At 61.8% G+C, this 25,635-nt stretch carries 19 protein-coding genes and 1 CRISPR repeat array; of the genes, 3 read left to right on the forward strand and 16 right to left on the reverse strand.

Annotated features, from left to right (window positions below; genetic code table 11):
* The first annotated feature begins 128 nt into the window (after window positions 1–128).
* The gene (locus HMPREF2942_RS07045; protein ID WP_005504316.1) at window positions 129–860 is read left to right on the forward strand and encodes a metal-dependent transcriptional regulator; all 732 of its coding nucleotides are present in this window, start codon (window positions 129–131) and stop codon (window positions 858–860) included.
* A gap of 176 nt (window positions 861–1,036) precedes the next feature.
* Here the strand turns inward: HMPREF2942_RS07045 and HMPREF2942_RS07050 are convergent, their stop codons facing one another.
* The 15 genes from HMPREF2942_RS07050 to HMPREF2942_RS07120 form a co-directional block, all read right to left on the reverse strand.
* The gene (locus HMPREF2942_RS07050; RefSeq protein ID WP_070688728.1) at window positions 1,037–1,921 is read right to left on the reverse strand and encodes a metal ABC transporter permease; all 885 of its coding nucleotides are present in this window, start codon (window positions 1,919–1,921) and stop codon (window positions 1,037–1,039) included.
* The gene (locus HMPREF2942_RS07055) at window positions 1,922–2,761 is read right to left on the reverse strand and encodes a metal ABC transporter ATP-binding protein (protein ID WP_070688729.1); all 840 of its coding nucleotides are present in this window, start codon (window positions 2,759–2,761) and stop codon (window positions 1,922–1,924) included.
* A 222-nt stretch (window positions 2,762–2,983) separates the two neighbouring features.
* Window positions 2,984–3,946, reverse strand: a complete 963-nt coding sequence (locus tag HMPREF2942_RS07060) for a metal ABC transporter substrate-binding protein (RefSeq protein ID WP_005507646.1) — start codon at window positions 3,944–3,946, stop codon at window positions 2,984–2,986.
* A 336-nt stretch (window positions 3,947–4,282) separates the two neighbouring features.
* Window positions 4,283–5,083, reverse strand: a complete 801-nt coding sequence (locus HMPREF2942_RS07065) for an exodeoxyribonuclease III (protein WP_070688730.1) — start codon at window positions 5,081–5,083, stop codon at window positions 4,283–4,285.
* A 213-nt stretch (window positions 5,084–5,296) separates the two neighbouring features.
* Window positions 5,297–6,109, reverse strand: coding sequence for an S-layer homology domain-containing protein (locus HMPREF2942_RS07070; RefSeq protein ID WP_070688731.1), 813 nt, complete (start codon window positions 6,107–6,109; stop codon window positions 5,297–5,299).
* A gap of 519 nt (window positions 6,110–6,628) precedes the next feature.
* Window positions 6,629–7,957 carry a glycosyl hydrolase family 28-related protein gene (locus HMPREF2942_RS07075; protein WP_070688732.1) on the reverse strand — a complete coding sequence of 443 codons (1,329 nt, stop codon included), beginning with the start codon at window positions 7,955–7,957 and terminating at the stop codon, window positions 6,629–6,631.
* A 414-nt stretch (window positions 7,958–8,371) separates the two neighbouring features.
* Window positions 8,372–9,718 (reverse strand): glycosyl hydrolase family 28-related protein, encoded by a 1,347-nt coding sequence (locus HMPREF2942_RS07080; protein ID WP_049357441.1) that lies wholly within the window; start codon window positions 9,716–9,718, stop codon window positions 8,372–8,374.
* A gap of 649 nt (window positions 9,719–10,367) precedes the next feature.
* Window positions 10,368–11,366, reverse strand: coding sequence for a bile acid:sodium symporter family protein (locus HMPREF2942_RS07085; RefSeq protein ID WP_371260003.1), 999 nt, complete (start codon window positions 11,364–11,366; stop codon window positions 10,368–10,370).
* Between the two features lie 191 nt (window positions 11,367–11,557).
* Window positions 11,558–13,165 (reverse strand): M48 family metallopeptidase, encoded by a 1,608-nt coding sequence (locus tag HMPREF2942_RS07090; RefSeq protein WP_070688733.1) that lies wholly within the window; start codon window positions 13,163–13,165, stop codon window positions 11,558–11,560.
* Window positions 13,166–13,440: 275 nt separating this feature from the next.
* Complete coding sequence (locus HMPREF2942_RS07095; protein WP_070688734.1) at window positions 13,441–14,577, reverse strand: acetate/propionate family kinase; 1,137 nt, start codon at window positions 14,575–14,577, stop codon at window positions 13,441–13,443.
* A gap of 117 nt (window positions 14,578–14,694) precedes the next feature.
* Window positions 14,695–15,208: direct repeats of the CRISPR family, unit length 26 nt; unit sequence GGGCTCATCCCCGCGCATACGGGGAA.
* 94 nt (window positions 15,209–15,302) lie between these two features.
* Window positions 15,303–16,991: an RNA-guided endonuclease InsQ/TnpB family protein gene (locus HMPREF2942_RS07100; protein WP_070688735.1), complete on the reverse strand. Its 1,689-nt coding sequence runs from the start codon at window positions 16,989–16,991 to the stop codon at window positions 15,303–15,305.
* A gap of 365 nt (window positions 16,992–17,356) precedes the next feature.
* Window positions 17,357–18,445, reverse strand: coding sequence for a diacylglycerol/lipid kinase family protein (locus tag HMPREF2942_RS07105; RefSeq protein WP_070688736.1), 1,089 nt, complete (start codon window positions 18,443–18,445; stop codon window positions 17,357–17,359).
* 100 nt (window positions 18,446–18,545) lie between these two features.
* A complete protein-coding gene (gene serS, locus HMPREF2942_RS07110) occupies window positions 18,546–19,856 on the reverse strand; it encodes a serine--tRNA ligase (protein WP_070688737.1) in 1,311 nt (436 codons plus the stop codon).
* Window positions 19,857–19,955: 99 nt separating this feature from the next.
* A complete protein-coding gene (pheA, locus tag HMPREF2942_RS07115; protein WP_070688738.1) occupies window positions 19,956–20,903 on the reverse strand; it encodes a prephenate dehydratase in 948 nt (315 codons plus the stop codon).
* A 170-nt stretch (window positions 20,904–21,073) separates the two neighbouring features.
* Window positions 21,074–21,874, reverse strand: coding sequence for a spermidine synthase (locus HMPREF2942_RS07120; protein WP_246824389.1), 801 nt, complete (start codon window positions 21,872–21,874; stop codon window positions 21,074–21,076).
* Window positions 21,875–22,061: 187 nt separating this feature from the next.
* On the opposite strand from HMPREF2942_RS07120, the gene HMPREF2942_RS07125 reads away from it, so the two are divergent.
* A complete protein-coding gene (locus HMPREF2942_RS07125; RefSeq protein WP_070688739.1) occupies window positions 22,062–22,685 on the forward strand; it encodes a GNAT family N-acetyltransferase in 624 nt (207 codons plus the stop codon).
* A 193-nt stretch (window positions 22,686–22,878) separates the two neighbouring features.
* On the forward strand, window positions 22,879–24,969 hold the full coding sequence (gene pta, locus HMPREF2942_RS07130; protein ID WP_070688740.1) for a phosphate acetyltransferase: 2,091 nt from the start codon (window positions 22,879–22,881) through the stop codon (window positions 24,967–24,969).
* 150 nt (window positions 24,970–25,119) lie between these two features.
* On the opposite strand, the gene HMPREF2942_RS07135 is transcribed toward pta, so the two are convergent.
* Window positions 25,120–25,569 carry a hypothetical protein gene (locus tag HMPREF2942_RS07135; RefSeq protein WP_070665611.1) on the reverse strand — a complete coding sequence of 150 codons (450 nt, stop codon included), beginning with the start codon at window positions 25,567–25,569 and terminating at the stop codon, window positions 25,120–25,122.
* Between the last annotated feature and the right edge of the window lie 66 nt (window positions 25,570–25,635).

The following is a 25,635-nucleotide window of genomic DNA, read 5'->3' on the forward strand; positions in this document are numbered from 1 at the left end:
CACCTGATCCCGCCCGTGATGGTCACCCCCTGCCAGGGGTGAACCGTCCGGGCGGGACGCTCTTTAAGCCCGCGCTGAATACCCTGTAGCTCGACGGGCAAAACCAGAGAAAAGGTAGACTTATCTTTATGCCTCTTTCAGAACTTTCCGTCAGCACCCAGAACTATCTCAAGGAAATCTGGAGCCTCGAAGAATGGACCAAAACCCCTGCCACCGCATCCGCCCTGGCAGAACGCATGGGCCTGCGCATTTCTTCGGTATCTGACGGCCTCAAGCGCCTCGCCGCCGCCGACCTGATCGAGCATCAGCCCTACGGCGCTATTGAGCTTACTGAAACCGGCCGCTCCTACGCGCTGGCGATGATCCGCCGCCACCGCCTCATTGAGACGTTCCTCGTGGAAACCCTCGGCTACACCTGGGACCGTGTGCACGACGAGGCGGAGGTCCTGGAGCACGCGGTATCCGACTTCATGGTGGACCGCATCGACACCCTGCTGGGGCACCCGACCCGCGACCCGCACGGCGACCCGATTCCGGACTCTTCGGGGCACATTAGTTTTCCGCAGACCGTGCCGCTGAGCCAGTGCGAACCCGGCGAAACAGTCGTGCTCGAACGCATTAACGATGACGACCCGCGCCTGCTGCGCTATCTGCAGGGCCACGGTTTTGTGCCCGGCGTGCGCCTGCACATTGAGGAGGGCGCGCCCTTCTCGGAAGCGGTAAACGTGAGCGTGGTCGGTGCCGGTTCCGGCAACCTGCACGAGACGGACGCGGCCGGTGCGGTGAAGCCCGGCGGCACCATTATTCCGTTGGGTGCGGAGGCGACCGCCTCCCTGTTCGTATCCCGCACGGTGCGGTAGATACAGGGCGGTAGCGGCGGGCTTCTAGCCCGGAAATCCGGGCGGGTACGCGCCCCCAACCTTCAGAAGATAGCAATAGGCGGAAAGCCCCACGGTGGGACTTTCCGCCTATTGCTGTCTGTGGTGAGTGTACTCAGTAAGCTTTCCCAAAGGGAGCTTTCACAGGGTGAGCTTTCTTAGGAAGCTACCGGCTCAGTTTTCGTTGCATCAGTGCTGAGTCGGCGGGCGCGCATCCTGCCCAGCAGACCGTAGCGCGGGGCGAACACGTACGCCAGGGCGAACAGTATGCCCTGCGTGACGACCACGGCACCACCGGGGGATACGTCCGCGTAGTAGCTGGCGTACAAGCCGGTCAGCGTGCCCACCAGGGAGACTCCCACGCTCACCGCGAGCATCGGCACGAACCGGTCAGTTATCAGGCGCGCGGTGGAGCCGGGGATGACGAGCATCGCCACGACCAGCACCACACCCACGATCTGCAGCGCCACCACGGAAGTCAGCGCCAGCATAATGAGCAGCAGCGCGCCGAGCAGACGCGGACGCAACCCCACCGCCTGCGCAAAGCCCGGGTCGAAGGCGTACAGCACGAAGTCGCGGCGCTTGACCAGCAGCACGGCGGCAACCACCACCGCGAGGATGGCGACCTGCCAGACGTCCGACCAGGACACACCCAGCACGTTACCGAAGAGGATATGGTTCAGGTCGGTATTCGACGGCGTGACCGAAATCAGCACCAGACCGAACGCGAACATGGTCGTGAACACGATGCCGATCGCGGCGTCCTCACGCACGCGGCCGCTGCGCCGCACCCCGCCGATGAGCGCCACCGCCACGAGCGCGGCAATGACCGCACCCACCGCGAAGGGTGCACCGAAAATGTAGGCGAGCACCACGCCGGGCAGCACCGCGTGCGAGATCGCGTCGCCCATGAGCGACCAGCCGAGCAGCACGAGCCAGCAGGAGAGCAGGGCGCAGACGGCGGCGGCAATGACGGTGACCACGAATGCGCGGAGCATGAAGGGCAGGGTCAGCGGCTCCACCAGAAAGTTGAGGATGTCCATTTAGTTCTTCCCTTCCGCAGAGCTGTTCGTAGTAGTGCCAGAGGTAGCAACGCTGGAGGCAGCGGCACCGGTAGCGACCGACGCGCCGGCGTCCACTTCCATGCCGAAGGCACGCACCAGGTTCTCGGGGGCGAGCACCTTCTCGGGGGTGTCGTGCATCAGAATATCGCCGCGTAGCAGTAGCGCCTCGTCGGCGAACTGGCGCAGGCTCGCCAAGTCGTGCGTGGAAACCAGCACGGTCGCGCCCTCGTCACGCAGCTGTTCGATGACCTGAATGAGCATCGCTTCGCTACGCTTGTCCACGCCGGCGAAAGGCTCATCCAGCAGCAGCAGCTGGGCGCCCTGAGCGATAGCGCGTGCCACGAAGGCGCGCTTACGCTGACCGCCCGAAAGCGCCCCAATCTGACGGTCGGCAAGGTCGGTCAGTTCCACGCGGGCGAGCGCCTCATCCACGGCGGCACGGTCTGCGGCACGCAGGCGGCGGGTGATGCCGAGGTTGCGGTAGCGTCCCATGCTGACCACCTCGCGCACGGAGATGGGGAAGGTCCAGTCGATTTCTTCGCTCTGCGGCACGTAGCTGACGAGCCCGGCGCGGTGATGGTGCGCGTTCTTGCCGCGGCTGCCACGGTTACCGCCGACGGGCTGCCCGTCGAGGGTGATGCTGCCGGCGTGCATGGGTACGACCCCCATGATGGCTTTGAAAAGGGTGGATTTGCCGGAGCCGTTCATGCCGATCAGGCCGCAGATACGCCCGGTGTCCAGGGTGAAGGATGCGCCAGTGAGGGCGCGGACTGGCCCGTAGTTCACGTGCACATTTTCGCAGCTGAGAAGAGTGCTCATTCCTTGTGTTCTTTCTGGTGGTCACCGTATGCGTGGGGCGGGTGTACTTGCTTGCGTGTTGCTGAGTGGGTGCTGTGTGAGCGAGTGTTAACGGCGTGGGAGGAGCGGAGCCAAGAAGGCGACGCCCCTCCTATCCTATCGGGGGTTTGGGGTTTACCCAGGGTTTTCGATGCCGGGGTTGGCCCGGGTTTATGCCGGGTTTATTCGGGGTTTATGCCGGGTTTAGGAGTTGCCCTTGAGGCCCGCAACGATGGTACGTGCGTCGTAGCGGATCATGTCCAGGTAGGTGGGCACGGGGCCGTTCGCCTCGGAGAGCGAGTCCACGTAGAGCACGCCGCCGAATCGTGCGCCGGTGGCGTCTGCGACCTGGCGCATCGGGTTGTCAGAGACGGTGGATTCGCAGAACACGGCGGGAACCTGGTTCTCGCGCACGTAATCGATCGCGGAGGAAATCTGCGAGGGGGTCGCCTGCTGTTCGGAGTTGACCGCCCAAATGTACTTTTCCTTCAGGCCCGCGTCTGCCGCCAGGTAGGAGAAGGCACCTTCACAGGTGACCAGTGCGCGCTGGTTCTCGGGCAGGGTGGAGATTTCCTTGACGAGCTCGTCACGCACGCCCTGTAGCTGCTTCTTGTAGGCTTCGCCGCGGGTCTTGTAGTCGGCGGCGTGGGCCGGGTCGAGGGCGCTAAATTCGCGAATCATCACGTCCACGTACTTTTGCACGTTGCTGGGGCTCATCCAGGCGTGGGGGTTGGGCTTGCCCGCGTAGGCGTCCTCGGTAATGGAGATGGGCGTGACCCCCTCGGAGACGGTCACGTGCTTAGCGTGGGATTCTTCAACGAACTTCGCGAACCAGGATTCGAGGTTCAGGCCGTTGTCGAGCACCAGGTCGGCGGCGTGTGCCTTCTTCAGGTCGGAGGGGGTGGGCTCGTACTCGTGAATCTCTGCGCCGGGCTTGGTGAGGGATTCGACGTTCAGGTCGTCGCCTGCCACGTTGCGGGCGATGTCTGCGAGCACGGTGAAGGTGGTGAGCACGGTCTTCTTACCGCTGCTGCTCTTAGCGCCTTCGGTGGTGCTGGAGGTGCTACCGCAGCCGGTGAGCACGAGTAGCAGGGTGAGTGCGAGGGCGGCGCAGAGCGCCTGGACGAGGCGGCGTGCGTTGCTGCCTGCGGGGGTGAAAGCGTTCATGAGGCATCCTTCATTGGAAGTCACGGGTTTGAGTATGTGGTTGATGTGTGGAGTTTGCCGCGCCGGGACGCTAGGGACACGGTTGTGTCTGCGCAGGCATCATAATGCGCTTTTGCCTGTCGTCCCGGGCGGAATTTAATAATAGTTCGGCTAGCCGAACTTTTCAACTAAGCCACACAGAAAACCCCGAAATATTGGCAGAAACCCAGGGGCAGGCATAGGAACAGCCGCCCAGAGACAGGCACACAGAAGCACCGGCAGATACAGCAAGGAGGCGAGGGATCCCTCCCCCGCCTCCTTACTGCACGCGGTTCTACGGCAAGCTATGCGCTCGGATTAGTCGGCAATCTCAACCACGACCGGCGTGTGGTCGCTTGCGCCTTCACCGGCACGTTCCACCTTATCGATCCAGGTACGTTCCACGCGTGCGGCGAGCGCGGGCGAGAACAGCTGAAAGTCAATGCGCATACCCTCATCCTTGGTGAAGCGGCCCGCCTGGTAGTCCCAGTAGGTGTACTCGCCCGGGGTGTGCGGGCGCACTACGTCCACCATGCCCTCTTCGAGTAGGGCGGCGAAAGCGCGGCGTTCGGGTTCGGAAACGTGGGTCATTTCGTTGCGCAGGAAGTAGTCGATATCCCACACGTCGGCATCTTCGGGGGCGACGTTCCAGTCACCGACCAGGGCAAGCTGCGACTGCGGGTTAGCCGCCAGTTCGTTGTGCACGTTCTGGCGCAGCGCCTCCATCCAGCGGAGCTTGTAGTCCATATGCGGGTCGGTCAGGCCGCGGCCGTTGGGCACGTAGAGGCTCCAGACGCGCACGCCGCCGCAGGTCGCACCGATAGCGCGCGCCTCCAGCACCTCGGGTTCGCCGGGCTTGCCGAAGTGCGGCTGGTTATCGAAGCCGCGCTGCACGTCTTCGAGGCCAACTCGGGAGGCGATTGCCACGCCATTCCACTGATTCAGGCCGAAGTGCGCAACCTCGTAGCCCATGAATTCGAAGAGGTCGAAGGGGAAGGTTTCGTCCTTGGTTTTGGTTTCTTGCAGGGCGAGCACGTCAACGTCGTGTTCGTCGAGCCAGTCTTCGACGCGGTTCTCACGGGCGCGGATTGAGTTGATGTTCCAGGTGGCAATCTTCATGCCTTCTAGCTTAGCGGGTGCAGAGCATGCACCTTTCATTGCACGGAAGCGATTGCGCGGCGGCACGGGCGCTCGCAACCTGCCAGAACAGCACAGCACCCGGAACAGAGCACCGCCCGCCTGCGCAACCCATTGGGTTGCACCGGCGGGCGGTGAATATATGCGCTAGCCAGCACTACTTCTAGTTAGCACTAAAGCTGGTCGATATTACTCCTAGTCAACGGCGGGAGTGCCCACAACCTTCAGGCCCTTATCGCCGTACGCCTTGAGCATGTACAGGGCATCGGAGAAGTACAGGGGGCTGGCAGGGTTCACCACGTCTGCCACGCCGTCACTGTCGCGGTCCACTTCGGGGTAGGCGCCGAGCGTGCGGGCTGCCCAGCGGTTTTCAGCCTTGAACTGCTCAGTCTTCTTGACTTCGGCACGTAGCGGACGGCGAATCTGGCGCAGGCGTGCGGCACCATCGGGGCTACCTGCGGCACGGTAGAGGAACGCGGCGAGGGTGTGGCGGGTGGCGTAGTCGTCCGGGTGGAAGAGCCCGTCATCCCAGCCGGAGGTGATGCCCGCATCCGCCGCCCAGATGTAGGCGGGGTAGTCCGGGTTAGTGGTTGCCACATCCTTGTAGGGGGAGGTCTTGGGCAGGTTCTTGACGGTCGGCGATCCCGCCATGCGGTAGAGCATGCGCACCAGCTGGCCGCGGGTGACGGTTGCGGTGCTGTGGCGGCGAGTGACGGTGTATTCTTCGCTGTCGAGGTAGCCGTGGCAGACCGCCCACACGCCGGGGGTGGCGCTCATGGTGCCGAGGAAGTTGGCGACGCATTCGGCGTAGCTGGGGTCGTTCTTGGGCTGGTGAAGTTTGATGAGGCCGTTGGCTGCGGCAGGTTCGGCGGCGTGAGCTACAGCCTGGTGGGAGGCGATGGCGGAGGTGCCTGCGGGTACGGCACCGAGGGCGAGTGCGAGAGTGAGTGCGAAAGTGCGGCGTGCGCGAGTGGTGGGTGTGAGGACTCGGGAGATAACCGGAAGCATGGATTTTTCCTTATGTAATTGTGGTTGGGAACCGGCCGGAAGGAACCGATTTTTGGGTCGACTGCGGGGTCGCCAAATGGAGCGAATAAGAAAAGGGGGAAGGAGTGCGTTGAGGAATAGTGAGAAGCGGCAATGAATAGGGGCTGACGTGCGGCGATACGCGGTTTTGGTGTGTACCAATGATGTGCGTGTTCCGTATACTGTCGCACGGCTATGGTGGTGCACAGTGAATGGACTGTTTTACACCGCCATAGAAAGTTTAAAGTACATATTAATATTTTATTCAATATTTAATTGAGACTTTTATCAACTAAAAATTAAACATTGTTCTAAACGACAAAGCAGCTGCAAATGGTATGTATTCCATTCGCAGCTGCCCTGATTCTTAGCCGACATGTGGCGGTATAACGCGCCCACTAGGGCACACGCGCCTCCCTCACGATTCACAGGAAAGTCCTGGACCGGTTCGGGCGTGTCTACTAGCTGCCGTCAGTTGCCGTCAGTTGCCGTCAGTCTCTACTAACCGCGCATCACGTTGTAGGCTTCCTTGGTGAGCTGACCGGCGGGCGAGGTGGAGTGGCGCAGCTCCTCAACCTCAATGACCACGTTCGCGCCAATCTCGCCGGTGATGTACACGCGGCGGCCGAGCATATTGCCCTCACCGATGCGATCATCCTTGGCGGTACCTTCGGTGATGCGCAGGTCGTAAATCTTGTTTTCAATGTAGAAGCCGTACAGGGAGGCGGGCTTCTCCGGCGGGTTGTAGGAGACGGGCGCGACCATGCGGGTACCGCGCGCGTTACGGCTGATGTACCAGTTGGCGGCCTCGTCGGCACCGGCGGCACCGCTGACGGTGCCAGCCCAGCTGGAGCCTTCCGCTTCGCATCCGATGAAGACGTTGTGCGCCCATTCAACAAGCCAGCCGTGACCCGCGTTGGAGCGGGCGGTGCAGCCGATGAACATGTTGCGTTCACCCTGCACGATCCAGCCTGCGCCGGCGTGGCGGGTGGCGGGCTCGTAGAGGGCGTTCTTGTTGCTGGTGCGGTGGTTGCTGTTGCTGGAGCAGTTCTCGAACTTAGCCTGCGCCGCGTACACCTCGATACCGGCGTAGGAGCCACCGCTGAGATTCGCCTCGGCAACGTCTACGCCGCGCAGCTTGTTGTCTGCCGCGCCAGAGTTCTGGCCTTCGTTGGGGCGGCGGGGGTGGCCGGCGGGCTTGCCGAGCAGCAGGCCCTGGTTGAGGGTGCGGCGGATGGTCACGTCGTCAATTTTCATGCCCTGGTCGTCCAGGCCGAGCACGGCAACGCCGATGGCGGTGTCCCAGACTTCCACGCCGGCGATAACGGGCACGATGTCCGGTTCGTTGAGCAGGTCGCCGGTCAGGTGGGTGTGGAAGATGACGCCGGCGACGTTGTTCAGCGGGGTGGTGTGCGCGTCCAGCGGGTAGCTGCTGATGGGGGTGTTTGCGGCGTTGGTGCGGATGTGCAGGTTGCGTACGCCCATGCGCATGGGCTTGTTGGCGTTGTAGTTGCCGTAGACGGGGGTGGTGTAGCTGCCGACGTGGAACACGCCGGTGTATTCGGTGTGGCCGTTGGCGGTGGTGGGGATGGCACGGTCGGAGTGCGCGATGACGACGGTTGAGGAGCCGTAGCCGAAGATTTCGACGCGGTGCTTGATGTCGATGAAGGGGTAGGAGACGCGGTAGATGCCGCGGGGTAGTTCTACGGATCCGCCGCCGCGTGCGGCGACGTCGTCGACGGCTCGCTGGATGGCTGCGGTGGAGTCTTTGGCACCGGTGGGGTCTGCGCCGTAGTTGATGGCGTTGATGCTCATGGGCGTATCGGGCATGAGGGGCTCAATTCTTTCGATGGGTACCGCGTTCGGTGCTGAAGGCGGCGTGGTGAGTGAATTGAGTGAATACGGCAGTATGCGGTGAATACGGTGCTGCGCGGGTGCAGTGTTGAGTTTGTGTGGTGCGGTGTGTTGGGCGCATTTCTGCGGGTGTTTTGACGTGTGCGGGTCTGTGCACCGGCAGACCTGCCTTCTGCTCAAGGGTACCGCATTGGGCGTGTGGAGGCGATGACCGGGCACTGTGATGCCTGCTCCCCTACCCCGTTTTTCTACGGTTTTTCGGCTGTTTTTCTGCCATTTTATGGGCGGGTTAAACGCCGAGGGGCGGGGAGTAATCCCCGCCCCTCAGGCGTATGCGTTTTAAGATTTTGTAATCACGAGCCTCAGCTCGCAGAGCCTAGCCCGTGAGGGTTAGCCCATGAACACGCCGTTGCCGCGCTTCTCCAGCTGCTTCGGCGCGAAAGTCGCGTGGCGAATATGATCCACCTCAATGAGCACGTTATCGCCCATAGCACCGGTCACGTGAACACGGCGGCCAATCATGTTGTTCTCACCAATACGGTCATCCTTCGCGGACGCAGTCGTAATGTGCATATCGCGAATGTTGTTCTCAATGTAGAAACCGTACAGGGAAGCCTTCGCCCAGCTGTAAGGGTTGTGCGAACGAGGAGCCACGAAGCGGCTACCGCGTGCGTTACGACCAATGTACCAGTTCGCCGCCTCGTCACCTCGAGCAGCGCCGGTAACAGCGTCCTGGAAGCTGGAGGACTCGCCCAGGCAACCAATGAACTGGTTGTTACCCCACTCCACGAGCCAGCCGTGACCGGCGTTCTCCTGGGCGGTGCAGCCAATGAACATGTTGCGGGTGCCCTGAATGAACCAGCCTGCACCCACGTGGCGGGTCTTCACCTCGTACAGGGCGTTCTTACCCTGGTTGCGCTTGTTGAACCAGCTGGTGGACGCCTCGAACTTGGACTGAGAAGTGTAAATCTCAATACCCGCGTAGGTGCCGAAGCTCATGTTTGCGTCAGAGACGTCAATCATGGAGAACTTGTTATCTGCCGCACCGGGGGTGTCACCCTCACGGGCACGCAGCGGGTGGCCGACGGGCTTACCGACCAGCAGGCCCTGGCGCAGGGTCTGGCGGATGCGCAGCTTGTCAATCTTCATGCCCTGGTCGTCCAGGCCCAGGATTGCAACGCCGATGGCGGTGTCCCAAATCTCGATGTTGGACAGGGTGGGCACTGCGTCCGGCTCACCGGGATTAGCGTCCGCAATGCGGGTGTGGAAGATGACACCTGCAACGTTGTCGACGGGCTGGGTGTGCTTCTCCAGGAAAATCTGGTTGCTCTTAGAATCCAGCGGCAGGTTGTACTTGTTAGTGCGGATGAACAGGTCACGCACGCCCATACGCATGGGCTTGTTCTGGTTGGTGCCACCGCTCATGGGGGTGGTGTAGCTACCGGTGTGGAAAACGCCGGTGCATTCGTAGCTACCGTTCTTGGTGGAGGGGATACCCTTGTCGGTGAAAGCGACGATTCGGGTTGCCTGACCGTGGCCGAAAATCTCGACGCGGTGCTTCATCTCAAGGAAGGGGTAGGAGACGCGGTACATGCCGCCGGGAATCTCCACGGAGCCGCCGCCCTGGGCAGCAACATCGTCGATAGCCTTCTGGATAGCGCTAGTGGAGTCTCGTACGCCGGTCGGATCAGCGTTGTACTTGGAATCGCATACGTTCACGCTCATGATGGTAGCCATGGAGTGTCCTCTTTCTTGGCGGATACAGAACAGCGATTAGCGCATAGATAGTGTCTTCTACGCGCGTCATTAAGCTGAGTGTATCCAGTTGTGTTTGAGTGAATAAGTGGTTTTGAGCTTCCTTCCGGTTGAGGGAGTGAGTCTCTTCCGGTGTGGGATGCGGGCGGGGAGTGAATCCGCTGCATCAACGCTCGTGGGCGGTGTGAGGGAGTGAATCTCAACCATTCCCACATGAGTCATAAATTCTTGCATACAGGATGCAAATCTGTCTAACCCATCGACAAAATATTCTAGGGCAAAATTGGGGCTTTTTCACCGCTCAACACCCGATAGTGTTGATTGTCTCGCCGGTCACTTTGATGCAATAGAGTGCACATAACCCACAGAAAACCAACTGACCAGTACAAATACCACATTTTGCACACAAATGCACTAGTCAGAGAGTTTTTCGATGAATGCGCGCTATATCACTTCGCAGGCAGGTCATCCAGACTCAAAGAACCCATTAAAACTCCTCATCAGAGGCTTATCTCACAGGCTCAAAGGTCCCCAATAGCACCCGGCGAGGCCCACCAGAGAACCGCAGAGCACCCGCCAGAGAGCCCACTAGGCACCCTGGCGAGCACCCCAGCAGATAGGGTTCAAGCCCCTACTGAACTTCCTTCGCGGAGGCGGCACCCACCACATCCAGGCGCGCATAGCGGCCCGCAAGCCAGGTACAAATCATCAACTGAACCTGATGGAAAATCATGATCGGCAGCATCATCAGACCCAGCGAGCCCGCACCAAAAATAATGATCGCCATCGGCAGACCAGCCGCCAGCGACTTCTTCGAACCGCAGAACTGAATCGTAATACGGTCGGCACGGTTGAAACCCAGACGCTTAGCCAGCTGGTCAGTCAGCCACAGCATGAACACCACAATAATCGCCATGAGCACGACCAGCAGCACGATCTGCCACCACGCCACACGCGTCCACACACCCTGCACCACCGAGGCGGAAAACGCCGAATACACAATCATCATGACCGAGAACTTATCCAGCCACTTGGTCGTCGGCTTCTTGGCGAACTCCCCCACCCAGCGGCGCGTCAACTGACCGAGCACGAACGGCAGGAACAGCTGAATGGCGATGTCCAGGAAGACCGTTCCAGAGAACTCAATATGCCCCGTGTTCATCAGCAGCATGGCGAGCAGCGGGGTCGCCACCACGCCCACAATCGAAGAGAGCGAAGCACTCACAATCGCCGCCGCCACGTTACCGCCCGCAATCGAGGTAAACGCGATAGAAGCCTGCACGGTCGAGGGCACAAAGGTCAAGAACAGAATGCCCATGTACAGCCCATCACCGAGCACAAAACGCAGCGGGGAGAGCGCCAAACCGACCAGGGGGAACAGCACGAACGTGCAGCTCAAAATCATCAGGTGCAGACGCCAGTGGGTCAGGCCGCGAATAGCCTCCGCGGTGGAGAGGCGGGCGCCGTACAGGTAGAACAGCAGGGCGACCGCGAACTTCGTTCCGGTACTGAACCATTCGGCGAAGTCGCCGCGCGCAGGCACGATAATGGCGAGGATGACCGCGGTAATGAGCATGGTCAGTAGCGGGTCGAGTTTGATGGAGCGAAGTGATGAAAGCATGGTTTCCATTCTATGACCGCACCCCGCGGCGGATGCTGGGGCGGGCGCATCTTCTCACCTGGGGGTCACACGGGATGCTCAGGAGTGCGCAGGAGGCGGTTAACAGCCGAACCCGCCGGAGTGCCTTAGCACCCCGACGGGTTCGTGAAAGGTTATTGAGCTGTGCGGCTCAGATGAGGCGGTCAGAGGAGGCTCAGCGGCTACTTCTTGTCGCCGTCGAAGCCGTAACCGTACGAGCCGCCCTCAGAGGAGTTGTTGCCGTACTGGCCGTAACCATACTGCTCGGGCTGGCCATTAGGCTGACCGGCAGAGGGCTGCTCAGGTGCGGGCTGGCCTGCACCATTCTGGCCTGCACCGTTCTGGCCAGCGGCAGGCTGACCGAAGCCGGGCTGCTGACCGTAAGACGGCTGACCCGGTGCGGGCGCCTGCGGGCCACCGGGAGCACCCGGTGCCGGCATGCCACCGGCGGCTGCGTACGCATCCCAACGCTGGCCGTGGAAGGCACGAGCCTGCTCGGTGAGCCAGCCAGCAAACAGGGTCGAGTTCGCGTCGAACTCGGGGGCGTTCTCGGGCTTGGGGTACACGTCCACGGTCTCCAGGGTGTGGTCAGCCCACGCGTCCTGGTGCTCACGCATGAACTCGGTGGACTGAATCGGGTCAGGCCACATGTGTACCGGCTCAGACGCCGGAATCAGAACCGGAACGCGCGGTGCGGTCTCCTTGACCGGGTTCTCCGTCGGACGCCAGAACAGGCGGCCGGGCTGGGTGCGGTCACGCAGCGCGTGCGCACGCCAGGTGAGAATGGGGTGGCTTGCCAGCAGGTTCACGTACCAGACGGCAAGGCCGCGGTCGGTCACCGCACGGTCGGCAAGCTCATCGAAGTTGACCTGCTTGTTCAGGTACTTACCCGCCGCAAGCACCTTGACAGCACCCTCAGCGCCCTCGGGGCAGAAGCGGTAGCCGAAGTTGTCGGCGGTGTACTCCTGCGAGCGGGACAGCGCACTCGACAGCACCGGAATCTGGTTGAACAGCGTGGTGAAAATCAGACGGAAATAACCGACGTGACCTGCGGCGATGTGGCCCACCTCGTGGCCAATGATGAAGCGCAGCGCCTCCGGGTCACGGGACTTACCACCGATCTCGAACAGGTCAGAGTACAGGCAGATGTAGCGGCGGAAGCCGTGACCTGCCGCGAAAGCGTTCATCACGCCGTTACCGAGGATGACGTACGCGTCCGGCACGCGGCGCAGGCCCGCCGCCTCCGCTGCTTCGGCGAGCATCTGGTACGCCTCAGGGAACTGGGTCGGGGTGATGCGCACACCGCGAACACGCTGCTGCGCGTAGTAGATTGCACGAACGATAAAGATGGCAATCGGGCCCAGGATGAGCAGGCCAACCGTCTGGAAAATCAGGTCTTCCAGGCTCGCGGAGGTGCTGCCGGAAGGTACTCGAACCGAGCCTTCACCGGTTGAGCTGAAGACGTAACGCATCATCGAGCTGAACAGGTCAGCCAGCGCCATGAACAGCACAATGTAGCCGACCGCGGTGACCGCGTAGGCGGCGACCAGCCACGGAATTTCGGAGGGGTGACGCAGCGCGTGCAGCACCTTCGGCGGCAGCATCGACTGGTAGGCGAAGAGCTTCGGCTGGGGCAGGGGGCTGACCGGCTTCTGGCGCTCGTCTTCGGGGAGCCAGCCGGCGGAGAGGTCCTGCGGGAGGGGCTCACCGGGGGCGTGGAATGCCTGCTGGCCGGGCTGGGCGTTGAACTGTCCGCCGGGCTGCTGGTGGTTTTCAGGGGGTTGAGTCATGTCTCGTCCGCTTCGTATCGAGTGTTATCTGATTCCACTCTATCGTTTTTGGGCACTTACTAGTGAATGTGAATGCGCTTTTTCTCATAGAATGCCCATTCGCGACGCTACGGTACGCCACGGCATCGGAATACACAGCGCCGGGGCACACAGCGCAGAGACCCCGGGGCGCACCGCCTTGCGGGCATAAGAAATCCGCCGCGACACCCATACGGAATGGGTACCACGGCGGATTACTTTACGCTGAGCCGCCTACACGGCGGGGTGCGTGGGGCTTAGAGGCTCTTGACGAGTTCCTCGGTAGCCTCAGCGATAGCCTTCTCCTCGTTGGTGGGGATGACCAGCACCTTGATAGCGGAATCCTCGGTGGAAATCACGCGCGGCTCGGGGGAACGCTTAGCGTTCTCCTCCTCGTTGTACTTGATGCCGAGAGCACCGAGGCGGTCCAGGACCAGCTTGCGGAAGTCGCCGGAGTTCTCACCGATACCAGCGGTGAAGATCAGCGCCTGCGCGCCGCCAACAACCAGGTTGTAGCCGCCAATGTACTTCATCAGGCGGTAGGAGGTCATGTCCAGTGCGAGCTGTGCACGCTCGTCGCCGGACTGTGCAGCCTCAACGACCTTACGCATGTCGTTGGAGCCAGCCAGTGCGAGCAGACCGGACTCCTTGTTCAGGATGGTGTCCAGGCGTTCACCGTCAATGCCTTCACGGGACAGGATGGTGGTCAGTGCCGAGGGGTCAATGTCGCCGGAGCGGGTACCCATGATCAGGCCAGCCAGCGGGGTGTAGCCCATGGAGGTGTCCACGGACTTGCCGCCCTTCACAGCGGTCACGGACGCGCCGTTACCGAGGTGTGCGACAACGCCGTTGAACTCGTCGCGTGCAATGCCGAGCATGTCAGCTGCAACGTGGGAGACGTACTCGTGGCTGGTGCCGTGGAAGCCGTAGCGGCGGATGCTGTACTTGTCAGCCAGGTCGTAGGGGATCGCGTAGCGCCATGCTTCTTCGGGCATGGTGGAGTGGAACGCGGTGTCGAAGATAGCAACCTGCGGCAGGGAGGGCCACTTGTGCATTGCTGCGCGCATGCCCTGAGCGTGTGCGGGGTTGTGCAGCGGTGCCAGCGGGGAGAGGTCGTCGATCTGCTGGACAACTTCCTCGGTGAGCAGGGCGGGGTGGGTGAACTTCTCTGCACCCTGCACCACGCGGTGGCCGACTGCCTGCAGCTCACGGCCTGCCAGGACGGGCTCAAGCTTCTCGGACATGATGTCGAATGCGACTTCGTGGTTGGGCACGTCGGTGCCGATGTTTTCGACGAGGCCGGAGGTCAGCATCTGCTCTGCCTCGGGCAGGGAGGTGTCACGCACCTGGTACTTCAGGGAGGAAGAACCGGCGTTCACAACGAGAATAAGCATGAAAGTATCTCTTTCGTAGTTTTCTTTTCGTTCCATTCTCGCACTTTTCGAGCCTGCGTGCGAGACGGCCCCGACCGTGTTTTTAACGGGGGTTTTTACAGGGGGCAGGAGGCGAGGGGGCTCATCCCCGCGCATACGGGGAAAACTGCGGTCTGCTGACCTGGCTCTGCTTGAGAGTGGGCTCATCCCCGCGCATACGGGGAAAACAGAATGAGCTGTGTGAGCCTCCAGCGCCGCGCGGGCTCATCCCCGCGTATACGGGGAACGCATGCCAGCATTTGCGGGTTCCTTTCGGTTTGGGGGCTCATCCCCGCGCATACGGGGAACACTATGCTGGTGGATTCTGGCCGAAGCTACGGACCGGTTCATCCCCGCGCATACAGGGAACGCGTGAGTTTTGAGGGGGATTACAGGGTGCCTTTAGGCTCACCCCCGCGCATACGGGGAAAACAACGCCTACGCACTGCGTACGGGACTGATTCAGGGCTCATCCCCGCGCATACGGGGAACACCGGGTGATGACCACCAGCATTTTTAGCGTGGGGGGCTCATCCCCGCGCATACGGGGAACACGGCGATTTCGAGGCGATTCTAGACCCTACAGGGGGCTCATCCCCGCGCATACGGGGAACACACTCAGCCACAAGTCGCAATACCCAGCCAAAGACCAAAAAAATTATTCAGTTTCCACACGTATATAAGGGGATGAGTAGACGATTACTCGTCTACGGTGACCCGCCGCCCGTGGCGGCTGGCCTTGACGCATCCAACGCCGCATCCCCCAACACCACCGAACCGGCAACATTAGAGTCAGCAACTCCGCGTCCGTTTAGACTCTCCCCCGTGCCGGGGGCGAGTTGCGCCTCACACATCCGCACAGCCTCCGCACGAATATTACGTGCCGCATTCACGTCACGATCAATCCGCACACCACAGGCTGCGCACTCAAAGACACGCACGTGGAGTCCGAGCTTGGTTTTCACTCGTGCTCCGCAAGCGCTACACGTCTGAGAGGATGCAAAGAAACGGTCAATAATCTGTACCTGCGAGCCGTACCAGCTGGCCTTATACTCCAGCTGACGGCGCAGCGTACTAAAAGCGGCATCCAGAATGGACCGATTAAGCCCGGCCTTCTGGCGCACATTCTTGCCCGGTGCCTCGATGGTACCGGCAGCTGAGGCGGTCATACCCGCCACAGCCAAGTCTTCAAGCCCGATGAGGGTGTACCCGGTGGCCAGGCGCTTAGAAACCTGATGCAAGCCCGATTCACGGCGCAAGGCTACCAGGTGGTGGTGCCGTGCAATCTTCTGCACAATGCGGGCACGGCGATTAGAGCCCTTCTGAGCACGTGCGAGGGCGCGCTGCAGGCGCACTAGGCGCTTCTCAGCGGCACGTGCCCAGCGGGGGTTAGCCAGGGTGGGAGACCCATCACCGGTGAACTCCAGGGAGGGGTACTGTGCGAAACGCTGCGGGGCCTGCTCGTCAGAGAGCGCGGCGAGGTATCGTACGCCCAGGTCTACACCGACGGCACCAGCGGCACGCTGGGCCCGGGTAGGAGTCACCGGGGTACGGGACAGCTTAACAAGGATAGAAACATACCACCGGTCAGCAGCACGGGAGACGGTGAATGATTTAACATCAGCACCAGCTCGCACAGCCTTCACCAGCGGCTTCGTGCTGTTATGAGTACGAATAACGCCCAAGGATGCCAGACGCACATGGCGGTAGTCCTCAATGGTCGGGATGGTCTTGATACCGCGGCGCTTCAGCTGTGCCGTGCGGCGTGCATATTCAGGTGTGCCCTTCTTGTAGGGGGTGCCGTAGCCTCCAAGCTCGTCATTACGTGGGTCGCGGTCGACGGTAAAAGAGTCGTGGCTGATGCCCTTACGTTTGAAACGTGGGACACCCATTCGGGGGCCAGCACGCAGGCCTTTGAGGGATTCAAAATAGTTGCCCCACGCCGCATGGGCATTCTTTATCCCGGAGACTAGAACACGTCGGTCGATGGTGTGCATCCAAGGCTCAGAAGACCGTTCAGTTTCAGGCCAGACCACGGCGGGGTCAGCACCGTCAGCAATAGCCTGGGCGATAGCTTCATGACGCTGTCTCTCAGGGGTTAGGTATCGCTTTCCGTATTCAAAATGACCGATGTACTTATAAGCAGGGTTCTCTTCTTTTATGTCATCAAGCTCAGCCTTAGCAATAACCTCGGTAGCACCTTCAGAAATGCGGGTATCCACGTATTCTGCGCAGGCGCGAGAAACCTTACGGTTATGGTCGGTGAACAGGTTGTACGTATAGCGCGCTGCACCTACACACTGCATCAGCTTAGCTTTTTGTGCCTGATTGGGGTCGAGGCGGAATTTGTAGGCACGATACAGGGCACCATCGTCGGTGCTGGTTTTCTTGGCCATGGTCTTTCCTCCTCTTCTACGAGCTATAGAGATAACCTGTTTGGAAATCTCTTATAACGACCATAGGGGATACCCCTGACAAGATAAGGGGGTATTTTGGGGTACCCAAGAATATTCTGAAAATAAATTCCCCCACAGTCTCAGAACCGATCCGTGGGATTTTTGTTGGGGCGTAGCGTCTAGAAACGAGGACTACACCGGGGTGGGCAGCAAGAAAAATAGTGTAAAAAATCGCCGATTTTTTCACTATCCCCCTGATTTTCAGGAAATAGTGAAAAAAATGGCGATTTCTTTCATAATCCAGGTCACATATAGGTGATTCGGGGGTAGTGCCAGCCTCTCCCCCAGCACCATCGCCACGCCCACTAAAGCACCTCGGGGTGAACCGCCACCTCCACGGCGGCAGGCAGCACGCGCGCGCTAATGCGGTACGCCGACGGTGCCGGGTCACCATCCACCTCAACCGGTTGCGCACCATCCGGGAACTCCAACACCACCTCAGACCCCACCAGGTGGCGAATCACCGGCAACTCAATGCGCGGCGAACCCAAAATCGTGCGGCGCGTAACCTTCGCCATCAGCAGGCCCCACTCCACCAGGTCACGCGGCGACGCCACAATCACCTCAAGGTTGCCGTCATTCACATCCGTCATATCCGCCAGGCGAATACCACCCTGCAGGCGGCCACAATTCGCGATCAGCACCGAACGCATCGGCAAAGTACGAGGCTCCCCACCGTCCACGCTAATGCGCACCGGGTGCGACCTGCCCAGCATATGCTTCATGCCGGACTGCACGTACGCCACCCAGCCGAACTTCGCCTTAATCTCCTCGTTCGTATCATTCATGACGAGCGCGTCAAAGCCGGCACCACTCATTACAAAGAACGTGTGTTCGGTTTCTTCGCCGGTGGTGCTCGTCGTCGTCATCTCAATCGCATCAACGCTCTGACCTGCACCGTTGAGCGCAATATCAATGCACGCCGCCACGTCACTCACCGGAATGTACAGGTTACGCGCCAGCAGGTTACCGGTACCCATCGGCAGAATACCCAGGCGCGGCTTGGGACCCTCATAATGCGCCAGCGCCGCCGCCACAGCACGCACCGTACCGTCACCACCGGCAGCAATGAGCAGATCAACACCCTCAGCAATCAGCTCGCGGGCAGCCCCGGAACCGGGCTCGTCCACGCGGGTGGTGCGCACCAGCGCCTGCGGGTGGCCGTTCGCCGCGAGGGTACGTTCCAGAATCTCAATAGCCGCCGCAGCACCGGGCTTGCTCGGGTTGTACACCACGCCCACGCGCTGCGCCTCACCGGTGGGCAGGGTCGGCAACACGCCGAAGGGCGCACCCAGTTCGATAGCGCGTCGGCGCGCTTCACGGCGGGCACGAGTGACGGAGGCGGTCAGAGCCGCCGCCGCAGAAACACCAAGGAGTTTACGGTAAAGAGGCATAGTTCTTAGACTACCGGGATACGCAAAAACCCGCCCACCGTTTACGCGGTGAGCGGGTTTTTCAGCTGGTTTTGATACGCCTTAGCGGGCGGACAATCCCTTACTCAGCAGCTACTGCGGGGATAACCTCGGCGCCACCCATGTACGGGCGCAGTGCCTCCGGAATACGCACGGAGCCGTCTGCCTGCTGGTGAGTCTCCAGGATGGCAACCACCCAGCGAGTCGTCGCCAGGGTACCGTTCAGGGTCGCTACGGAGCGGGTGCGGCCCTTACGCACGTTGCCTGCCTCGTCCACGGTGTCCGGGGTGCGCTCGCGGATGTTCAGGCGGCGCGCCTGGTAGGTGGTGCAGTTCGAGGTGGAGGTCAGCTCACGGTAGGTGCCCTGGGTGGGGACCCACGCCTCGCAGTCGAACTTGCGGGCTGCGGAGGTACCGAGATCACCTGCGGCGGTGTCAATCACGCGGTATGCGAGGCCGCAGCGCTGCAGCATTTCCTCTTCGAGGGACAGCAGCTTCTCGTGCATCTCTTCTGCCTGCTCGACGGGGCAGTAGACAAACATCTCAGCCTTGTTGAACTGGTGCACGCGAATGATGCCGCGGGTGTCCTTACCTGCGGAGCCTGCCTCGCGGCGGTAGCAGGAGGACCAGCCCAGGTACTTCTTCGCACCCTTCTCGAAGTCGAGAATTTCGTCGGTGTGGTAGCCGGCGAGCGCCACCTCGGAGGTGCCGACCAGGTACAGGTCGTCGCGTTCGAGGCGGTAGATTTCGTCGTCGTGCTTGACGTTGAAGCCGGTGCCGTTCATGATTTCGGGGCGTACCAGGGTGGGGGTGGTCATCATGGTGAAGCCGTGCTCGGTTGCGAGGTCGAGCGCCATCCACATGAGTGCCTGCTCGAGGCGTGCTACCTGGCCCTTGAGGAAGTAGAAGCGTGCGCCGGAGACCTTCGCGCCGCGTGCCATGTCGATGCCGTCGACGAGTTCACCGATTTCGAGGTGGTCGCGCGGTTCGAAGCCTTCGGTGGTGAAGTCGCGGGGGGTGCCGACTTCCTTGACGACTACGTAGTCGTCTTCGCCGCCGACGGGTACGCCGTCGATGATGAGGTTTTCGATGCTGCTGATCAGTTCCTCGTATTCGGCGGTTTTCGCTTCGGAGGCTGCCTTTGCTTCGTTGACGCGGGCTGCGAGTTCCTTGGCCTGTGCGACGAGGGCGGGCTTTTCTTCCTTGGGTGCCTTTGCGACGGTCTTGCCGAAGGCGTTCTGTTCGGCGCGCAGGGTCTCGTATTCGCCGATGAGTGCGCGGCGTGCGGTGTCGGCTTCGAGGATGCGGTCGACGTGGGTTTCGTCCTTGCCGCGTGCTCGCTGGGAGGCGCGGAAGACGTTGGGGTTTTCGCGGAGGAGGTTAATATCAATCACTGTTTTATCCTACCTAATCTTGCGGTGGGTTGTGGGCGGGGTTTGCGCTGGTGGGGCGCGGGTAGGTGCGGGGTATCTAGCGGCGGCCAGCTAGTGGCGCTAGTGGCGCTGCAGCTGTGCGGGGCGGCCGTTCGGGAAGAGCGACTCGACCCATTCGTGTGCGGCGTCGAAGGAGCCGTCGGAGTGGATGGCGTCGACTTCGGTGTTTTCGTGGTCGGCGCGCGGGTAGGAGCCGAGGAATTTCAGCGTCGGGGAGACGCGGTGCAAGCCGCGCAGGGCGTCACGCATGCGTGCCTCGTAGATGTGGCCGTCGGCGTCGATGCTGAACGAGTAGGAGCCCATGCCTTCGCCGGTGGGGCGCGATTCAATGCGGGAGAGGTTCACGCCGCGCACGGAGAACTGTTCGAGCAGTTCGAGCAGGGCGCCGGCACGGTTGGTGGGCAGCGGCACGGTCAGGGTGGTCTTGTCGGAGCCGGTCGGTTCGGGGATGTCGGCGGTGCGGGAGAGCAGCACGAAGCGGGTCACGGCGTTCTTGTTGTCGCCGATGTTGTCCTGGATGACGTGCAGTTCCGGGTGGTAGTTCAGCAGCGCCGGGGAGCAGATTGCCGCATCGTAGGTGCAGCCCTCTTCGAGCAGGCCGACAGCCGCCGCGGCGGTGGAGGAGCCGGGCAGGTAGGCGGCGGTGGGTACGTTCTCCTGCGCCCAGCCGCGCACCTGCGCCCAGGCGTGCGAGTGGGTGGAGATGGTCTTGACGTCTTCGATGCTGATGGGCTTCGCGGCGACCAGCACGAAGCGGATCGGTACGAGCACCTCGCGGATAATGCGTACACCCTCGCTGGCTGCGATAGCGTCCAGGGTGGCGCTCACGCCGCCCTCCACGGAGTTTTCAATGGGCACCATGGCGGCGTCCACCTCGCCCGCGTTCAGGCGTGCGAGCGCGTCGGGCACGCTGGTGGCGGGGATGCGTTCGGCGTCGGATGCGCCGGGGACGCTCAGCAGGGCGGATTCGGTGAAGGTGCCGGAGGGGCCAAGGTAGGTGTATCGCATGCCACTATAGTAGCGTCTGCCGTGGAGGGGGCGCCGAATTCGGTGATAGGTTACGGTCTTTGGCGGTAGTTAAAAACCCCTACCGAAGTCACTAACCTATGGTCGAAAAACTTAGGTCATTACTGAAAGACCTAAGCCACCACCGAAAACCCAGGCAACAGCTGAAACCGCTACCTCACGAACTGGCGTACCCGCGCGGTGTCCCAGTACTGCGCGGGCACGCCTCCACCCATAAGCTCACGGGCGATAGCGGCAGCCTGCACGGAACCAGCCTCGGGCAGGGGCGCGTGCGAGCCAGCAATAATGACGTTGCCGCGGCGGCGGCCCTTCAACATTGCCGAATCCGCCACAATGCACACGTATTCGAACACCTCAAGCAGGGCGGACGCCTCCGCGCGGGCACCGGTCAGCGCCGGCCCGTCACCGCAGTTCAGGATGTACAGGCCACCGGGTGCCAGCGACTCGGCGACGGTGCGGGTGAACTCGACGGTGGTGAGCGCCTCGGGCGTGGTGTCCCCGGCGAATACGTCACGAATCAGCACGTCGCGGGATGCGGACGCGAAGGTCGCGGTGACGGCACCCGCCTCGCCCACGCGAATCTTCACGCGCGGCGCCTTGGGAATGTCGAACCAGGCGCGCACATACTCGGCGAGCTTGGCATCCAGCTCAACGACCGTGTTGCGGCTGGTCGGGTACAGGTCGGCAAAATAGCGCGCCATGGAGCACGCGCCGCCGCCCAGGTGGGTGATGCGCAGCTTCGCGGCGTCCAGGTGCTCCTCCACGTGCGAGGAGACGACCGCCGCAATCCAGCGCATGTACTCAAAATCCAGCTGGCGGGGCTCACCCACGATCACGTGGGAAGACTGCACACCATTAATGAGCAGTAGCCAGCCGTCAGCGTGGTAGCCGTCAGGGACCAGCTCCGCCTCACCCGTAGAGATTGGGTACACGCCAGCGGCGGCACCCTGCACGGGGGTGTTCTCGGTATCGTCGATGCGGTTCTTCGCTGCTTCTGGGTCTTCTGCGCCTTTTGGGTCTTCTTGGGTGCCCTGCTCTTTTTCGCCATACCCACTAGCCTAGCCGACAGCCCGCACGCCCCTAGCGTACGCACCCGCAAGGAACCGCCTCCACAGGGGCCGGCTGAGTAGACTAGAACCCATGGGATTTGTATGTCAGGGCCGCTATGCGCTCGCACCAATTGAACCGACCGACGCCGAAAAATACGTCAACCTGCAGCTGGACTGCATGGAGCAAACCTACGACCCGATCTACTTCGACGCGCTCGGGGAAAGCTTCACCGCCCGCCACCGCGCCGAACGCAACGAATACCTCGAAGACTTCCACCGCCACCTCTCCTCCCCCACCGTGCGCGGCTTCTTCGCCTATGAGGTGCCCGGCTGGACCCCCGACGGCGGGCTCTCCTGCTCCATCGGCGTACGCATCGACTGGGATAAGCCGGTCGGCCTGGCGCTCTCCCTGTGTGAGCCCTCCTCCTGGGAACTCGAACGCGCCGAGTCCCTCCCCGAACTGCCTGCAGGCACCCGTAAACTCGCGCACCTGTACACCCTCAACCATATGCACGGCACCGGCCTCGGTCAGGCACTCTACGAGTCCGTCATCTACCCGGACGAAAACTCCTACCTGTGGGTCATGGCAGAAAACGAACGAGCGCTCTCCTTCTACGAGCGGCTCGGCTACCAGCGCAACAGCATCGAATTTGAGGCACGCGGCATCTGGGCGCCCGGCCACAGCGTACGGTACGCGCGCATCCCCAACCCCTAAACGGCACACCATAGCAGGGAAACAGCCCGCCCACATGACGCAGCGCACCGCACACCCTGTTAGGCACCACCCCCACAACGCCTTAAGATAGAAGATGACATATAAGCTCGACGCACCCGCGCACAGGAGCATATACACCCCTGCGCAACCGCGGGACCCAGCGCCGAACATCGCATAGAAGGACAGTAAAACAATGACCACCGGTCTTTACCTCTCCGCTATGTCCCAGAACTCGGGCAAGTCCCTCGTAGCCCTGGGTCTAGCAGACTCCCTCATCAAGCGCGCAGACCGCGTCGGCTTCTTCCGCCCCGTCTTCGACGGCGCAACCATCTCCGACGACCCCATGGCACGCCTCATCCGTGAACACTTCGGCCTGACCGAAGAGCAGGTCGGCGGCGCAGTCTCCATGACCGACGCACTCGCACTCATCGCAGAAGGCGACACCGAAGAAATCTCCGCACGCGCAGTCTCCGCCTACGAAAAGGTCGCAGCAAACAGCGACGTCGTAATCGTCGACGGCGTCTACCTGCCCGCCAACGCGCTCTCAGTCGAATTCGACCTGAACGTCCAGATCGCCCGTGACCTCGGCCTGCCCGTCGTCGCAATCGTCGGCGCGCAGGAAGCAACCGTCGAAGAAGCAGTCACCGCAGTCGACGTGGCACGCACCGAACTGCTCGCCTCCAAGGCAGACCTGCTCGCAATCATCGTCGGCCGCGCAGAACCCGAACTGCGCGACGAGATCGAAAACTCCGTCAAGCGCGGCGACGCAAACCTGCCCGTCTACGTGCTGCCCGAAATCCCCGAACTGAACGCACCCACCGTCGGTGAAGTTGCCGAAGCCCTCAAGCTCGACACCGAAGGCATCAAGGCGGAAGACCTCGGCCGCGACATCCACGGCATCAAGGTCGCAGCAATGAACGTCTCCAACTTCCTCAACCAGTTCGTTGACGGCGACTTCGTCATCGTCCCCGGCGACCGTGCAGACATCGTTGCAGCAACCCTCGCATCCGCACTGGCACCGACCTTCCCCGCGCCCTCCGGCGTGCTGCTCACCGGCGGCCTGGACGCACTGCCCGGCAAGAACACCGCAGTCGGCTCCCTCATCGACAACGCACCGTTCCCCGTGCTGTCCACCACCAAGGACACCTTCAAGTCTGCACGCGCAGTCTCCCGCGTCCGCGGCACCCTCGAAAGCGGTCACCAGCGCAAGCTCGCAGCAGCAATGGGCGGCTGGGACGAGCACGTTAACAAGGACGAACTGCTCGCACGCCTCGAAATTGAGCGCCCCGCATCCATGACCCCGCTGCGCTTCCTGCACAACCTCATCGAGACCGCACGCGCAAACCGCCGCTCCGTGGTCCTGCCCGAGGGTTACGACGTGCGAATCCTGCGTGCATCCGAAATCATTGCACGCCGCGACTTCTGCGACCTGATCCTGCTCGGCAACCCCGCCAAGATCGCAGAGATCTGCCAGGCCGAAGGTATCGAACTGCCCAGCACCGTTCGTATCATCGACATCGAAAACAACGAGTACACCGAAGACTTCGCAGCAACCTACGCTGAGCTGCGTGCACACAAGGGCGTCACCATTGAGGCTGCCCGCGAGCGCATGACCGACCCCTCGTACTTCGGCACCATGCTCGTTTACAAGGGCATCGCCGACGGCATGGTTTCCGGTGCTGTGAACACCACCGCGAACACCATCCGCCCCTCGCTCGAGTTCATCAAGACCCGACCCGGCACCAAGATCGTCTCCTCCGTCTTCCTGATGCTGATGGAAGACCGCGTTCTGGTCTACGGCGACTGCGCAGTGAACCCGAACCCCAACGCAGAGCAGCTCGCCGACATCGCGAAGGCATCCGCAGAGACTGCACGCCAGTTCGGCGTGACCCCCAAGGTTGCTATGCTGTCCTACTCGACCGGCACCTCCGGCGCTGGCGCAGACGTGGACGTTGTGCGTGAGGCAACCGAGCTCGTGCGCGCATCGAACCCCGACTTCGCGGTCGAGGGCCCGATTCAGTACGACGCTGCATCGAACATGTCCATTGCGTCGACCAAGCTGCCCGGCAGCGAGGTCGCTGGTCAGGCTACCGTGTTCGTCTTCCCCGACCTGAACACCGGTAACAACACCTACAAGGCTGTTCAGCAGTCTTCGGGTGCTGCCGCTGTGGGCCCGGTTCTGCAGGGTCTGCGTAAGCCCGTGAACGACCTGTCGCGCGGTACCACCGTTGAGGACATCATCAACACCGTTGCGATCACCGCAATTCAGGCACAGAGCCTGTAAGGTGCACGCGGCGCTGTAGCGTGAAGGCTGCGGCGTTCCGTTGATATAGAAATCTCCCGCACTGGGCGGGGCATGCCTTGGAGGTGTGCTCCACCCGGTGCGGGAGATTTTTTGTAATTACAGGGATTTTTTTGGGGGCCGCTCCCCCGGTTAGTCTTTGCGGCGGTCGGGATATGCTCGGTCGAGGCGCACATAGTTAATCACGCCAAGACCAGCCATGCCCACGGCGGTCAGAACCGGGCCGAGGGCGGGCGGGAAGAGCCAGGTGAGCCCCGCCTCCACGGTGTAGGCGATGAGGCGGCAGATAAGGTAGGTGCACACCGCCACGAAAAGCGCGTAGGCGACGATGATGCCGACCGGGCGGGGCTCGTAGCCTTCTCGCCGGGCGCGTAGAGCGGCACCCAGGGCGTTACCCAGGTACAGGGCGAGAGCGCCGACGACGAGCGCGACGGTGAGGGCACCGTCAAGGAGCGTGCGCGGGGTCAACGGTGCGGTGCCTGCCTCATAGAAGAGGTTGAGGATGCGCACCGCGGCGTAGGCGTAGCAGAAGATGACTGCCGCGCGGATGGTGAGGGGTAGGTTAGTCCAGAAGGTTTTCATGCGGCCCCTTTCGAGGTGGAGGGCGGGCTTCTGTCTGGGTGTTACCCCAAGGATACCTAAGAACGC

This window comes from Rothia sp. HMSC071C12 (assembly GCF_001813895.1).
Lineage (GTDB): Bacteria > Actinomycetota > Actinomycetes > Actinomycetales > Micrococcaceae > Rothia > Rothia mucilaginosa.